Genomic DNA, 13,942 nt, shown 5'->3' with positions numbered 1-13,942 from the left:
TTCTGTCCCCGGGCCCGTGGTCCAGGCCGCTCCGCTTTGCCTTTTCGGCAAAGAAATGTTCGAAATTCGATCATTGTGACAAAAAAAACGGCTTTCTAGAATCGATCGCACTCCCGGCCGTGCACGCCCCGCACCCGCCGGAAAACCGATACAGGAGACACGTCTTGAGCCGTACCGCCGCCATCCAGCACGCGCTGAACCAGTTCGAATCGGGCGCGTTCTTCACGACCCTGAGACGCCGCGTCGGCCTGCGCACCGAAAGCCAGGACAGCGGCTCGGGCGCCGCGCTGCGCGCCTACCTGACCGACGAGATCGCGCCGGAGGCCACACGCCTGGGTTTCACGTCGCGCATCGTCGAGAACCCCGTCGACGGCGGCGGCCCGTTCCTGCTTGCGTCGCGCCATGAGGACGACGCGCTGCCGACCGTGCTCGTCTATGGTCACGGCGACGTCGTGCGCGGCTACGACGCGCAATGGCGCGCCCCGCTGTCGCCGTGGACGCTGACCGTCGACGGCGATCGCTGGTACGGCCGCGGGAGTGCCGACAACAAGGGCCAGCACACGATCAATCTGGCCGCGCTGGCGAGTGTGCTCGACGCGCGCGGCGGCCGGCTCGGCTTCAACGCGAAACTGTTGATCGAGATGGGCGAGGAAACAGGATCGCCAGGCCTCGACGCACTGTGTCGCCAGGAACGCGACGCGCTCGCGGCCGACGTGCTGATCGCGTCCGACGGGCCGCGCATCACCGCCGAACGGCCGACCGTGTTCCTCGGCTCGCGCGGCTCGGTCAACTTCAAGCTGAGCCTGCGCGCACGCGATGGCGGCCATCACTCGGGCAACTGGGGCGGCCTGCTGCGCAACCCGGCGACCGTGCTCGCAAACGCGCTCGCGAGTCTCGTCGACGCGCGCGGCGCGATCCGCGTCGCCAGCCTGCGCCCGCCGCCGATCCCGGCCGCCGTGCGCGTCGCGCTCGCCGACCTGTCCGTCGGCGGCGGCCCCGGCGATCCGGCGCTCGACGCCGACTGGGGCGAGCCGGGCCTCTCGGCCGCCGAGCGCGTGTTCGGCTGGAATACGTTCGAGATTCTCGCGTTCAAGGCCGGCAACCCCGACCACCCGGTCAATGCGATTCCGCCCCTCGCATACGCGCACTGCCAGTTGCGTTTCGTGGTCGGCACCGACTGGCAAGCGCTGCATGCGCATCTGCGCGCGCATCTCGATGCGCACGGCTTCGCCGACATCGAGATCGACGTCGAACGCGGCGCGCCGGCGACGCGCCTGCCGCCTGACGATCCGTGGGTCCGCTGGGCTGTCGCGTCGCTCGCGCGCACGACCGGCAAGAAGCCCGCGATCCTGCCGAACCTCGGCGGCACGCTGCCGAACGAAGTGTTCGCCGATACGCTGGGGCTGCCGACGCTGTGGGTGCCGCACTCCTATCCGGCGTGCTCGCAGCACGCGCCCGACGAGCACCTGCTCGCGAGCGTCGTGCGCGAGGGACTGCAGATGATGGCCGGCCTCTTCTGGGATCTCGGCGACGCCGCGCCGCCCGTTCGCCGCGCGGCGCCCGCCGCGGCCGGCGCCGCCCTGTAACGCGCTTCGCCCCTTTCTCGGGACCTGCTCACACGATGAATACGACCACCCTGACCTCGCACGACGCCGCGCGATCCAGCGCCGCGAAGATCCGACGCATCATCTTCGCCGCGTCGATCGGCAATGCACTCGAATGGTTCGACTTGATCGTCTACGGCTTTTTCGCGGTGACGATCGCCAAGCTGTTCTTCCCCGCGACGAGCGAGGCGACCTCGCTGCTGCTCACGCTCGGCACGTTCGGGCTGTCCTACCTGATCCGGCCGATCGGCGGTTTCGTGCTCGGCGCCTACGCGGACCGTGCGGGCCGCAAGGCATCGCTGCTGCTGTCGATCGCGATGATGATGGCCGGCACGCTGCTGATCGCGCTGATGCCGACCTATGCATCGATCGGCATTCTCGCGCCGCTCGGGATCATGCTGTCGCGGCTGATGCAGGGCTTTTCCGCCGGTGGCGAATTCGCGAGCTCGACCGCGTTCCTCGTCGAACACGCGCCGCAGCGGCGCGGCTTCATGTCGAGCTGGCAGTTCGCGAGCCAGGGCCTCGCGACGCTGCTCGCATCGGGCTTCGGTGCGCTGCTGACGTCGACGCTGAGCGTCGCGCAACTCGAAAGCTGGGGGTGGCGCGTGCCGTTCCTGTTCGGCCTCGCGATCGGCCCGGTGGGGCTCTACATCCGCCGCTACGTCGACGAGGGGATCGAGTTCAAGACGCAGGCGCGCTCCGAAGCGCCCGTGCGCGAGCTGTTCGCGGACCAGAAGATGCGCGTGCTGCTGTCGATCGGCGTGCTCGTGATCTCCACCGCGATCAACTACATGGTGCTGTACATGCCGACGTATGCGATCAAGCAGCTCGGGCTGCCTGCATCGACGGGCTTCGCGGCGACGCTCGCGACCGGCTTCGTGCTGACGCTCGTCACACCGCTCGTCGGACATCTGTCCGATCGCACCGGGCGGATCCGCGTGATGGCGGCGGCGGCCTTGCTGATGCTCGCCACCGTATGGCCGACGTTCGCGTGGCTCACGCATCACGCGTCGTTCGCGACGATGCTCGCGGCGCTGATCTGGATCGGGCTGCTGAAGGCGACGTATTGCGGCGCGCTGCCGGCGCTGATGTCCGAACTGTTTCCGTCGCAGACCCGCGCGACCGGCCTCGCCGTCAGCTACAACACGGGCGTCACGCTGTTCGGCGGCTTTGCGCCGTTCGTGATCACATGGCTGATCAGCGCGACCGGCAACCGGCTGTCGCCGGCGCTGTACCTGATGGGTTGCGCGGTGCTGAGTCTCGTCGCACTGCTGGTCGCGCGGACACGGCTCGGGATGCGCTGACCCTGAGGCAATGCGCGTGGGGCGCGACCCGTCGCGGCACCGTGCCGCGCGGGCCGCTCGCCGTTTACGGCGCCGGGTTCGGCTGCCGTTCGTGCAGCGCGTCGATCTCGGCGAGGATCTCGTCGGACAGCGTGACGTCGATGCTGCCGATGTTCTCCTTCAGTTGCGCGAGCGACGTCGCTCCGACCAGGTTGCTGCGCACGAACGGCCGGCTGTTGACGAACGCGAGCGCGAGCTGCGCGGGCGACAGCCCGTGCCGGTTCGCGAGCGCGACGTAGCGCGACGTCGCCTCGACGGCCTGCGGCTTGCTATACCGCTGGAAGCGCTCGAACAGCGTGATGCGCGCGCCGGCCGGACGCGCGCCGTTCTCGTACTTGCCGGACAGCCAGCCGAACGCGAGCGGCGAATACGCGAGCAGGCCGATGCCATCGCGATGCGTGAACTCGGACAGGCCGTTCTCGAACGTGCGGTTCAGCAGACTGTACGGATTCTGGATGCTGGCGATGCGCGGCAAGCCGAGCTTTTCGGCCGCGCGCAGGAATTGCGCGACACCCCACGGCGTTTCGTTCGACACGCCAATCGCGCGAACCTTGCCGGCCTTCACGAATTCCGCGAGCACGCCCAGCGTTTCCTCGATCGGCACCGTGTACGCGTCGTCGACCCACGGATACGCGGGGCGGCCGAACGTCGTCGTGCTGCGATCGGGCCAGTGCAACTGATACAGGTCGACATAGTCGGTCTGCAAGCGCTTGAGGCTGCCGTCGAGCGCCTCGGTCAGGTTCTTGCGGTCGAACTGGTTGCCTTCGCCGCGAATATGACGCGGATTGTGCGGCTGTCGCGCCGGGCCCGCGATCTTCGTCGCGAGCACGATTCGGTCGCGCTGCGCCCGATGCTGCGCGAGCCAGGTGCCGATGTACTGCTCCGTGCGTCCTTGCGTATCGGGCTTCGGCGGCACCGGGTACATTTCCGCGGCATCGATCAGCGTGACGCCCTGCCCAAGCGCGTAATCGATCTGCTCATGGGCGTCGCGTTCAGAATTCTGCTCGCCCCACGTCATCGTGCCGAGACCGATCAGGCTGACCTCGATGCCCGAATCGCCGAGTGTGCGGTATTCCATGCTGTTCCTGTCGCGTCAGTGGAAAGCAGGAACGCTATCACATTGAAACGAACGCTTCAGACGGCCGGCGCGTTCGCTTACAGGTCGCCTGCGATGTGCGGTCGACGTCGCTCATTCGGGGTACGGCGGCCTTCGCGGGCGCGGTCCGGATCATGCCGGACGAACCGGGCCGGCGTAACGACGCCGGCCCGCTGCGTCACTGCGGCCGCTGAATGAAGCAGGTTGCCGATGCGTGCGCGACGATCTTGTCGTCCGGCGTCTTCAGCGTGCCTTCCGCGACACCGAGCGAACGCGACAGGTGAATCACGCGCCCCTCCGCGATCAGGTCGACGTCGCGCGGCACGGGACGCAGCATTTTCACGTGGAGGTCGACCGTGCCGTAACCCACGCCCGCGTCGAGCATCGAATGCACGGCGCAGCCCGTGACCGAGTCGAGCACCGTCGCGGCGAACCCGCCGTGCACGCCGCCGAGCGGATTCAGGTGCCGGCCATCCGCACGCGCGGACATCTTCACGTAACCGAGCTCGACGCCCAGCGGCCGCATCGGGATCGTCTCCGAGATCGATGCGAGCGGCAAATCGCCGGACGCCGCCGCGCGCAACAGTTCGAGACCGGACAGGGAAAGCGGATTCATCGGGTTGTCTCCTGATTGAAAGCGCGTCGCCGCGCCAGTGAGTTCTAAATTGGAACTCATTATTGGCAACCGCACAGGGCTTGTCAACGCAGTCACCGCCCGTTGCCACCGAAGGCAAGTTCTATAATCGAACCCGCTCCTTCGCTGAACCGCCGCACGAGACTCGATCATGAAATGGGATGACATCGGCACGCTGAACTGTTCGGTCGCGCGCACGCTCGCCGTGCTCGGCGATCGGTGGACCATGCTGATCCTGCGCAACGCGTTTCTCGGCTGCCGCCGCTTCGATGCGTTCCAGACACAACTGGGCCTCACGCGCCACGTCCTGGCCGAGCGGCTTGCCCGCCTCGTCGACGAAGGCGTGCTGATCAAGCGCGCATATCAGGAGCGCCCGCCTCGCTTCGAGTACCGGTTGACGGAAAAAGGCCTCGACCTCTACCCGGCCCTGCTCGCGCTGATGACATGGGGCGATCGCTGGAAGGACGACGGCCAGGGGCCGCCGGTGCAATTGCGTCATCGCACCTGCGGTCAGCTGATGCATGCGGTCGCGGTGTGCTCGGCATGCGGCGAGCCGCTCGACGCGCACGATGTGCAGCCGGAGCCCGGACCCGGGTGGGTCGCACATGAGGCGGCCGGACCGCTCGATGCCTGACGCGTAGCGCGGAGCGAGTGCCGTGCTTGCATGGCCGCGCCGCCCGACCTCCGAGCAGATGCAGATACCGCTCGATACGATGAACCTCATCACGCCGCCAGACCGTCACACGATGTCGCGCATTCGCATCCGTGCGTGACCGCGCCGCCGTGTCTGCGTTACACTCACGGCCCGCTGTCTCAAAATCATTCGCTGTCCAAGATGTTGTCGCGCCAACGCCTCGCCGCTGCCTGCCTCGCCGCCTCCCTGCTCGCCACGCCCTTCGCCGCCTTCGGCAAGACGCAAAACGAATCGCTGCTGCAGCAGGCGATCGACTTCATCGCGCAACTTTTGCCGGCCCCGACCCATGAGGCGCCCGCCACACAGGTCGTCGAATCTGCGTTCTCGCCCGATGGCGGTGCCGAGGCGCTCGTGCTGAAGGCAATCGGCGCCGCGCGCACCTCGATTCGCGTGGCCGCCTACTCGTTCACGTCGCCGCCCGTCACGCGCGCGCTGCTCGCCGCGAAGCGGCGCGGCGTGAATGTCGCAGTCGTCGTGGACGACAAGGGTAATCGCGCGAAGAGCAGCAAGCAGGCACTGAACCTGCTCGTCAACGCGGGCATTCCGACACGCACCATCGACGCCTATGCGATCCACCACGACAAGTATGTCGTGGTCGATGCCGAACATGTCGAGACTGGCTCGTTCAACTACAGCGCTTCGGCAGCCAGCCGCAACTCCGAAAACGTCATCGTAGTCTGGAACAATCCGCAACTCGCGTCGCGCTACCTTGCGCATTGGCAAAGCCGCTTCGACCAGGGTACGCCGTACCGCTCGTCGTACTGACCGTTCGCGCACGTGCGATCGCCAGGCGCCGTTCGCATGCGGCGCGCCCCACGCGCATCGTTGCGTGCATACGCGCCGTGATGACGTCGATGATCGGTGCGCATTGCATGCCGGTCAACCTGGCCGAACAGCCTGCACACCGGACGCGACGGCGCCGAGATCGGTGAAACCGGTTGGTGAAATCAATGAATGTCGGGCGATCGCTCCGCGATCTGCGTGGTCGCGCCACACAGGCTCGCATGCGCATGCGCATCGCTCGCGGAAGGCTTCGGTCGATCGCGAGCCCCGCCCGGCAGCGCGCCGAGTACGCAATCCGCACTGAAGGTCAGCGGGTTCTGAATCATCGGATAGAGCAGATACAGCGCCAACGCGAGATACCCCGCGTAAAGAATTCGAACCATGGTGCGGTGGATGAGCGATTGATCTTGCCCTGTTTACGGCATCGCACCGGAGAGCTTGAGCCGCCGGGCATCAAATTGCATATCAGCGACGCACGACATGTGAAGCGTTCGCGTCGCATCGACATGGCAACTCCGCACGACACGACGTGCAGCGCAATGGCGAATGCGCGATACTGTCCGGCATGGGCGGCGATATCGGCAAGAATGCACCGATGTGCTTGCGCACGCGCCGAGCGGCATCCAGACGATCGATGACCGGCTCCGCAGCCGGGACCGGAGACAAAAGCCAATGCAGATTGCTTCCAAACCGGTCGACGAGACGGCCCGGCTCGAGACGCTTCATTCACTGTCGATACTCGACACACCGCCGGAAGAACGGTTCGACCGCCTCACGCGCCTCGCGCGCCGGCTGTTCGACGTTCCGATCGCACTCGTCAGCCTCGTCGACGAGAATCGCCAGTGGTTCAAAAGTCATCCGGGTCTCGACGCCACGCAGACCTCGCGCGACGTCTCGTTCTGCGCACATGCGCTGCTCGCGAACGAAACGATGGTGATCCAGGACGCGCGCAACGACGATCGCTTCCACGACAATCCGCTCGTCACCGGCCAGCCCGGCATCCGCTTCTACGCGGGCCGGCCGCTTGCCGCACCGAACGGCGCACCCGTCGGCACGCTGTGCCTGATCGACACGCGGCCGCGCGAACTCTCCGTCGACGAACTCGCGCTGCTCGGAGATCTCGCGCACATGACCGAACGTGAAATCGCGGCGCTGCATCTCGCGACGACCGACGAGCTGACCCAACTGACGAACCGACGCGGTTTCGAGATTCTCGCGCGCCACGTGCTGAGCCTGTGCGAGCGCATGGGCCGGCACGCGGTACTGCTGTTCTTCGACCTGAATGACTTCAAGGCGATCAACGACCGGTTCGGCCATGCCGAAGGCGACCGCGCGCTCAAGGCCTTCGCGGAGACGTTGACCGGTGTGCTGCGCGACAGCGACGTGATCGCCCGACTCGGCGGCGACGAATTCGTCGTGCTGTTGAGCGCCAGCGATCCGGCCGACGTGGGCGAGCCGATCGAACGCGTCACGCAGGCGCTCGCGCTGCGCAACGCGGCCGACGCACGCGGCTATGCGATCCGGTTCAGCGTCGGCTACGTCGCATACGATCCCGCGCGACATCGCGCGGTGGCCGACCTGCTCGAATCGGCCGATCGCCGCATGTACGAGGACAAGCAGCGCGGCAAAGCCACCGGCGCCTGAGCGCGGATGAACCGCTCGCCGATACGCGCCACTGCCGCGGCCGCAAACCGCGTTCGGCCCGATACACGCCGTTAGGTCAGCTTCCCGCACGTCGGCGCACTCGCCATCGCTTCCACGATCTGCTCGGGCGTCAGGTCGCGCTGGTGGGTCGCGATCGACCAGCAATGGCCGAACGGATCCTCCACCTGGCCGTAGCGATCGCCCCAGAACATGTCGGCGGCCGGTATTCTGACGGTCGCGCCGGCCGCGACGGCCTGCGCGATCGCCGCATCGGTGTCCGGCACGAACAGGTGGAGGCAGACCGGCGTGCCGTTCAGCGTCTTCGGCCCGAGTGCGCCGTGCTCCGGCATTTCATCGACGAGCATCAGCGTCGAATCGCCGATTGCGAGGCATGCGTGCGCGAGCCGGCCGTCCGGGGTCGGCAGGCGAAACCGTTCGGTCGCGTTGAACGCACGCTTGTAGAAATCGATGGCGGCGGCTGCGCCAGCGCAGATCAGATGCGGGGTCAGCGTGCGCATCCCTTCCGGGATCGGGTCGACGGACGTGGCCATGGGTGTCGCTCCTTCAGTCGGTTATCGTGTCGAAAATCGGGACGCACGGACGATGCGCACGCCTCCGATGCTACGACGGACGGACTCGACGGAAATCGACACGCCTGCGGATATTTTTTTCTCAGATCTGCGGAAGGTCACGCAGCGTACGCGACTCGCTCGTCGCATCGATGTCGAGTTCGATCCCCTCCGACGCGTCGCGATAGCGCACGCGCTTCAGTCTCGGCCCCACCGCCGTCCCGTCCGCTTCGTCGAATACGGCGCGAACGTCGTTGCCGGCCGCAAGCGCACGCGCAACTTCCGCCACCGACGCCTCGCTCGGCGTCGCCGCCCACGACCGGTCCGCCGGATTGACGGCCGCCCAGCGCACGTGCGTCACACGCGCGCTGAGCACATCGATTCGGACACCATTCACCGCGAACATCGACATCGGGATCTCCTTCGAAACGGTTGAGGCCGGACGAACGCCGGACGAGGGAAACCGGCGATGGCGCGACGGCCCGCGAATTCAACCGCGCCCGGGCCGGCTCGACGCACGATCATCCCCGCACGCGGCTTCGGCCAACGCGATTTTCGATGATACATTGGGACGCTTTGCAACCGTCAACAGACAATCGTGTACGGGAGAAACACATGACCGACGCCTGGGGAACCTTCCCTGCCAGAATGGGCGACCATCAGGCCTTCATCAGCTTCAATCACGGCTTTGCGGAAATTGCCGAAAGCGATCCTCGCACGTCGCTGCTCAGCGTGCGCGTCGCGCTCGAGCATCCGACACCCGACGGCCTGCCGAGCAGCGACGAGTTCGCCGGTCTCACGACAATCGAAGATCTGCTGGACGCCGCAGTGACCGCGAAAAACGGCGTGCAGGTCGGCCGCATCACGGTCGACGGCAACCAGGATTTCCTGTTCTACGTGCCGTTCGACGAGGAAATCGCGGGCGAGATCGTCGACTCGCTGGCCGAGCACACGACCTACGCGCTGCAGTACGCATACCAGGACGATCCCGACAAGGAAACGTACTGGCGCACGCTCTACCCGACCGACGACGACTGGCAACTGATGCGCGACATGCGCGTGCTCGATGCGCTGCGGCAGAAAGGCGACGTGAGCGACGTGAGCCGGCGCGTGATGCACTGGGCTTACTTCCCTGAACCGAGCGATGCGCATCAATTCGCCGACTGGGCCGAGTCGAAAGGCTATCTGGTCGAATCGGTCGCGCCGACCGAAGACGGCAAATCGGCCGTGCGGTTTGCGCACGAAGGCACGATGGCGCTAGCCGACATCACGCACCATACGCTCGAGATCAACCGCGAGGTGCGCTCGCTCGGCGGCGAATACGACGGCTGGGAAACCAGCGTCGAGCAGGTGGGCTGATCCCGCCGACACGCGCGTTGCACGCATGTCGGACCTTGACGGGTTCGATACAAAAGTCATCCCGGCAGCGCGACGGCGCGCCGCCGGGACCAAGGCATCGCCGGCCGTAACCGGCGACGGGCCCAGGCAACCGCCCAGGCACGAGGAAAGCGATTCATGCGGGTCAGGCGAACGGATGCCATGGCGCGAAACGCCGCCCGCCGAACGCCTGTCCGTTTCCGCCAACGCGGCTTGCGTGCGTCGTGCGGGGGAAAAAGCCCCCGCTCCTGCACGAGCGAGCGGGGAAATGGTTGACCGGGCCGGGGTAGAACGGTCAACCGGCCAGATTGTGATCGTGGCCCGTGCGACCGTCTGTGCGGCAACTCACCCTTTCAAGCGGAAAGGTCGTGCCTGGTGCCACGTGCAGCAGACCGTCGATCTGAGACGGCAACGACGATTGCGCCGGCAATCAGCCGCGTTGTGCTTTTCATGTTTCGAGTTCGGATTTTTTCGATTTACATCGGCGATTTTTTAATCGCGCGTCAGTCTCCGGCAACGCGCGTGCATCGTCAAAGTCGCGCCATTCCGCTTTTTCTTGAATCCGGGGATTTCTTTCTGGATTTTCGTGAAACGACGTTTCACGATCGAAATCACTCGCTTCGGACCGGCGCGAGCCCGACGTTACGCCGGGCCGTCCGTGAACCATCCTGCAATCATGTCGATCCAGTCGAGATCGCTGACGATCTCAACGACGACATCACTGACGATTTCCGCGTCTGAAGTATCGCTGTCGATCGCACTGGTTGCAGTACGGGCGGTTGCCGCCTGCGCCGCGGGGATTTCGACGAGCGGCGCGCCCTGCGGGCTGACCAGCTGCTCCAGCCAGTCGACGATATTGGCGCGCGCGTCGTCCTCGTCAGCGAAATCGTTGCGTTTCAGGAAACGGTCGAGCACGACCCACGCGAACGTCTTGCCTCGAGAAATGGAATCCAGTTGCCAGTCGACCACGGCCACCCGCCCCGTTTCCCGCGTTTCAAGTGTCGACGTGAAGCGGTAATCGAGATATTCGATCTCAAGTTCCGGCGACATGATTTTCTCCGGCCAATCCGCCCTCTCGGTTCTTATGATGCGCTGCGCCAGTGCGGCGTCACGCGCTGTGAATCTTGTGTGAATTCGGGGCTGCACGTCAATCCCGCAGGCAGTATCGCGATATTCTCGCGAGCTGTCGATCTCGGCCGAAAATACATGGCAGTCCGTCCGGTAACCGTTGCGCGCCCGATTCCGCGCCGCGGTCGCGCTGCTACACTCCGGCCACAATAATCGCTTGCCCCACCCAAGGAAACAATGTCACTCGCCCGGGCACAACATGATGGCGTCGATGTCTGGATCGTCCAGCTTTCGGGACATGCCGCTTATGCCTCCACGCATCTCAAACGGGTATTCGCCTCCGACGACTCGCGCCATCGCGTCGTGACGGTCGACCTGACGAAACTGCTCGCCTGCGCCGATCGCGACACGACCGATTATGTGCTGCCTTCGGTTGAGTACTGGGCGCCGGGCAAAGCCGCCGGCATCCGCGCTTTCCTCGATCCGGCCGAAGCCCGTATTCCCGAGATGCCCTTCATCACCTTTCACGAGACGAGAACGCGGACACTACTCGGCATTCCTGGTCTTTCGAAAATCGGCGTCGCGTCGTTCCGGAACGGTCAGCATCGCGCGCGCTATCTCGCGTATGCCGGAGCGACGAGCCTGCCGGTCGAGGTGCATGAAACGGAGGCGGATTTGCTCGTGCAGTATTGCGGCGAATAGCGGACGCGACGCCTGATCGTACGCGCGCGAGCGATATGCCCCGCGTCAAGTGACGTCGCGCTGCACAGCGTGACGGATCGGGTTGCCGGCGTGCTCAGATCACTCTCCAATGTGCACTCGAGGCCGGGAAAGCGCAGCAATCGCAGGTCGCACGAGATATCACACGACGGCGATGCAGACAAAAAAATGTCCCGACGCCTTCCGGGTCGTCGGGACCGAACGGCCCTGCAAAGATGAGGGCACGAGGAAGTCGTTACATTACACGAATGTAAGCATGTTAAGCGTTGGTGATTTACGCCAAGTCGCTGGCCTATTCCGCCAATCTGCAGTTCGGTCCAGTTGTCTCGTCGAGCACTGCCCTGATGCAGTTGTTCTCGATACCGACAATGGCGAGTGTCGCGCGCTGGCGCCCTGGACCTCTTACGCTGAAGAAGCGAAGCCGATTTCAGCTTAGTGTCATGTGAGCCGGAATCACCGGCCGACGTTTGAAGAGTCAACACACGATGAGCCGGCGACGGCTTAGTCTCGTCTCAGTTTGCCCTCGGCGCCCTCTTGACGCGTAAGATGGGCCTCCCACTGCCTCAAACTCCAGAGGTGCCAATAGCGCGGATGAAACACCATCGCCCAGAAAGGAATGTTGCGCGGCAACCCGATTTTCCGACAGATTTTTGCCATTTGCTCTGTACGAAAATGATGTGCCAACAATGGTGCTGCGCAGAAAATTATCAGTAATTCAAGCCAGAAGTTCTGAATCATATTTCAACTGAATGTGGCGGACTGGAAGAATCAAGATTCCCGTAGGTGGAACGCAACGCAGTTTGTTCATGGCCTATGTACCGGCGCATCTCGGTCACTGCATTTTTTCGAAGATCAAAATTTGCGATCGACCGAACATCAGCTTGAATCCTGTCAGGAGGCGGCTAAGGCTCACGACGCCCGGGTATGTTCCCGCGGCAGTTCCACCTGTGATTTTCCGGGTCCACAGGATCGAAAAGGGCTTCAGGAGCAGGTAAAACGGCAGCAGCGCGATGCGCTTGCGGCGATCGATGCGGATGTCCTTGAGCGTGCAGCCCATCGCACCAAACACATAGATCAGTTGAAGCGGCGTGAACGGACTCACGTGGCCACGATCGATCGACGCCCCGTGAGTCTGGCGCACACCACGCGCATCGAACTGGAAGAAAGTACCGGTAAAGAGAAACTGCAAGCGCGAATGCAGATTCGAAACGTTCGGCGTTGAAACGATGATGGTGCCATTCTGCCTCGTTATGCGAACCAACTCCGAAATGAGATTCACCGGATTCAGTACGTGCTCCACTCCTTCAAGGCAAGTGACCGCACCAAACTCGTCGTTCTGGAACGGAAGGGGGGCTTCCATGTCGGCTACGACGGACTCGTCGTGGCCATGGATGTCTGCCTGCACTACATCATGGCCAAGCGCATTCAATGATGCGGCGAACACGCCGGATCCCGACGGTATATCGAGGATTCTGGTCTTCCCGTGGCAACGGGTTGCGAAATACTGGAGTACCTGCTTCATGTATTCCGTTTGACCGTTAAGGTAGTAGCTGTAGTCGCGATGTTTCATTTTGTGGTGCCGGCGGCGATAGGTATAAAGCTGTATACCAGCCGGCGACCGCGACTCATATCGGATATGTCTGAAAAGTGATTCGTTTAATAGCGAAATGGGGGCGATCGTACTTTTCTTGATATCGCCGACCGGTGTTGTACTTCAGTGAGCTGCTTTTTCGCTGTCTCGTCGCGTGTAGCAGAGACCGACCGCTGATGCGGCGACGTCGAGCCGCTCAGGCACAGCGCTCCTTTGGCGAAGCAGCCATCACGATTCAACAGCACGTGAATCCGGCGATAGCCGTAGCGTCGCTTCTGCGCGGCGATGGCCATCATCCGGGCAGTCAGCGCTTCGTCGTCAACTCGGCGGCGTGATTCGTAGTGGAACAGCGAGCGCGAAATCCCTACCAGCCCGCAGGCCGGGGTAACACCCATGGCACGTTCGGTTATCGATATCCGGACCGCTTCGCGCTTGGCCTGCGGGCAGGCTACTTTCGAGCCAGCAGGTCCTTCAACGCGACGTCATCGAGCATTGATTCGGCCAACAGGCGCTTGAGCTTGTTGTTCTCCTGCTCCAGTTCCTTCGGGTGCTGCGCTTCGGAGACCGTCATCCCGCCGAACTTCGCTTTCCAGTTGTAGCAGGTCGCTTCCGAGATGCCGTACTTGCGGCACAGCTCCGCCGGCTTAAGGCCAGCCTCGGCTTCCTTCAAGATGCCGATGTTTGTTCTTCGGTGAATCGCTTTTTCATTGCCGTTCCTCTCCGGAACGGACTCTACACCGTCACCGTACGAAACGCGGGAAGCAGGTCAGACTGACGCATTGTTGCAAACAAAAAGGCCCGCTTGCTTTCGCTTGCGGG

Annotated in this window: 14 protein-coding genes and 2 pseudogenes; 7 read left to right on the top strand and 9 right to left on the bottom strand. The window is 64.1% G+C overall.

Going from position 1 to position 13,942, the window contains the following annotated elements:
- The first annotated feature begins 164 nt into the window (after positions 1–164).
- Together ACV22W_RS11000 and ACV22W_RS10995 are read left to right on the top strand one after the other, a co-directional pair.
- Positions 165–1,586: a M20 family metallopeptidase gene (locus ACV22W_RS11000; RefSeq protein WP_448019116.1), complete on the top strand. Its 1,422-nt coding sequence runs from the start codon at positions 165–167 to the stop codon at positions 1,584–1,586.
- Positions 1,587–1,621: 35 nt separating this feature from the next.
- Positions 1,622–2,908, top strand: coding sequence for an MFS transporter (locus ACV22W_RS10995; RefSeq protein ID WP_448019115.1), 1,287 nt, complete (start codon positions 1,622–1,624; stop codon positions 2,906–2,908).
- A gap of 64 nt (positions 2,909–2,972) precedes the next feature.
- On the opposite strand, the gene ACV22W_RS10990 is transcribed toward ACV22W_RS10995, so the two are convergent.
- Together ACV22W_RS10990 and ACV22W_RS10985 are read right to left on the bottom strand one after the other, a co-directional pair.
- On the bottom strand, positions 2,973–4,025 hold the full coding sequence (locus ACV22W_RS10990; RefSeq protein WP_448019113.1) for an NADP(H)-dependent aldo-keto reductase: 1,053 nt from the start codon (positions 4,023–4,025) through the stop codon (positions 2,973–2,975).
- 196 nt (positions 4,026–4,221) lie between these two features.
- Positions 4,222–4,659 carry a PaaI family thioesterase gene (locus ACV22W_RS10985; protein ID WP_448019112.1) on the bottom strand — a complete coding sequence of 146 codons (438 nt, stop codon included), beginning with the start codon at positions 4,657–4,659 and terminating at the stop codon, positions 4,222–4,224.
- A gap of 169 nt (positions 4,660–4,828) precedes the next feature.
- Here ACV22W_RS10985 and ACV22W_RS10980 point away from each other — a divergent pair, with 169 nt between their 5' ends.
- A complete protein-coding gene (locus tag ACV22W_RS10980; RefSeq protein ID WP_448019111.1) occupies positions 4,829–5,311 on the top strand; it encodes a winged helix-turn-helix transcriptional regulator in 483 nt (160 codons plus the stop codon).
- A 201-nt stretch (positions 5,312–5,512) separates the two neighbouring features.
- A complete protein-coding gene (locus ACV22W_RS10975) occupies positions 5,513–6,136 on the top strand; it encodes a phospholipase D family nuclease (protein ID WP_448019302.1) in 624 nt (207 codons plus the stop codon).
- 182 nt (positions 6,137–6,318) lie between these two features.
- On the opposite strand, the gene ACV22W_RS10970 is transcribed toward ACV22W_RS10975, so the two are convergent.
- On the bottom strand, positions 6,319–6,537 hold the full coding sequence (locus ACV22W_RS10970) for a hypothetical protein (protein ID WP_448019110.1): 219 nt from the start codon (positions 6,535–6,537) through the stop codon (positions 6,319–6,321).
- Positions 6,538–6,826: 289 nt separating this feature from the next.
- Here ACV22W_RS10970 and ACV22W_RS10965 point away from each other — a divergent pair, with 289 nt between their 5' ends.
- Entirely contained in the window at positions 6,827–7,798 is a 972-nt protein-coding gene (locus tag ACV22W_RS10965; protein ID WP_448019109.1) for a diguanylate cyclase domain-containing protein, read from the top strand.
- 71 nt (positions 7,799–7,869) lie between these two features.
- Here the strand turns inward: ACV22W_RS10965 and ACV22W_RS10960 are convergent, their stop codons facing one another.
- Both ACV22W_RS10960 and ACV22W_RS10955 read right to left on the bottom strand, forming a co-directional pair.
- Positions 7,870–8,349, bottom strand: coding sequence for a VOC family protein (locus ACV22W_RS10960; protein ID WP_448019108.1), 480 nt, complete (start codon positions 8,347–8,349; stop codon positions 7,870–7,872).
- Between the two features lie 121 nt (positions 8,350–8,470).
- Positions 8,471–8,779: a phosphatidylserine/phosphatidylglycerophosphate/cardiolipin synthase gene (locus ACV22W_RS10955; protein ID WP_448019107.1), complete on the bottom strand. Its 309-nt coding sequence runs from the start codon at positions 8,777–8,779 to the stop codon at positions 8,471–8,473.
- A 203-nt stretch (positions 8,780–8,982) separates the two neighbouring features.
- Here ACV22W_RS10955 and ACV22W_RS10950 point away from each other — a divergent pair, with 203 nt between their 5' ends.
- Positions 8,983–9,726: a DUF695 domain-containing protein gene (locus ACV22W_RS10950; RefSeq protein ID WP_448019106.1), complete on the top strand. Its 744-nt coding sequence runs from the start codon at positions 8,983–8,985 to the stop codon at positions 9,724–9,726.
- A gap of 660 nt (positions 9,727–10,386) precedes the next feature.
- Here ACV22W_RS10950 and ACV22W_RS10945 read toward each other — a convergent pair.
- Positions 10,387–10,794: a hypothetical protein gene (locus ACV22W_RS10945; protein ID WP_448019104.1), complete on the bottom strand. Its 408-nt coding sequence runs from the start codon at positions 10,792–10,794 to the stop codon at positions 10,387–10,389.
- Between the two features lie 255 nt (positions 10,795–11,049).
- Here ACV22W_RS10945 and ACV22W_RS10940 point away from each other — a divergent pair, with 255 nt between their 5' ends.
- The gene (locus ACV22W_RS10940; protein ID WP_448019103.1) at positions 11,050–11,514 is read left to right on the top strand and encodes a plasmid fertility inhibition factor family protein; all 465 of its coding nucleotides are present in this window, start codon (positions 11,050–11,052) and stop codon (positions 11,512–11,514) included.
- Between the two features lie 850 nt (positions 11,515–12,364).
- Here ACV22W_RS10940 and ACV22W_RS10935 read toward each other — a convergent pair.
- From ACV22W_RS10935 to ACV22W_RS10925, 3 genes and pseudogenes are all read right to left on the bottom strand, one after another.
- Entirely contained in the window at positions 12,365–13,102 is a 738-nt protein-coding gene (locus tag ACV22W_RS10935) for a class I SAM-dependent methyltransferase (RefSeq protein ID WP_448019102.1), read from the bottom strand.
- 245 nt (positions 13,103–13,347) lie between these two features.
- Positions 13,348–13,443, bottom strand: a pseudogene (locus ACV22W_RS10930) (IS3 family transposase); the annotation flags it as partial.
- Positions 13,444–13,541: 98 nt separating this feature from the next.
- A pseudogene (locus ACV22W_RS10925) lies at positions 13,542–13,831 on the bottom strand (transposase); the annotation flags it as partial.
- Positions 13,832–13,942: the final 111 nt, after the last annotated feature.

It is taken from the genome of Burkholderia sp. AW49-1 (assembly GCF_053427845.1).
Note: the sequence above shows the minus strand (reverse complement) of the source record. Positions and strands in the feature narration are given on the sequence as shown.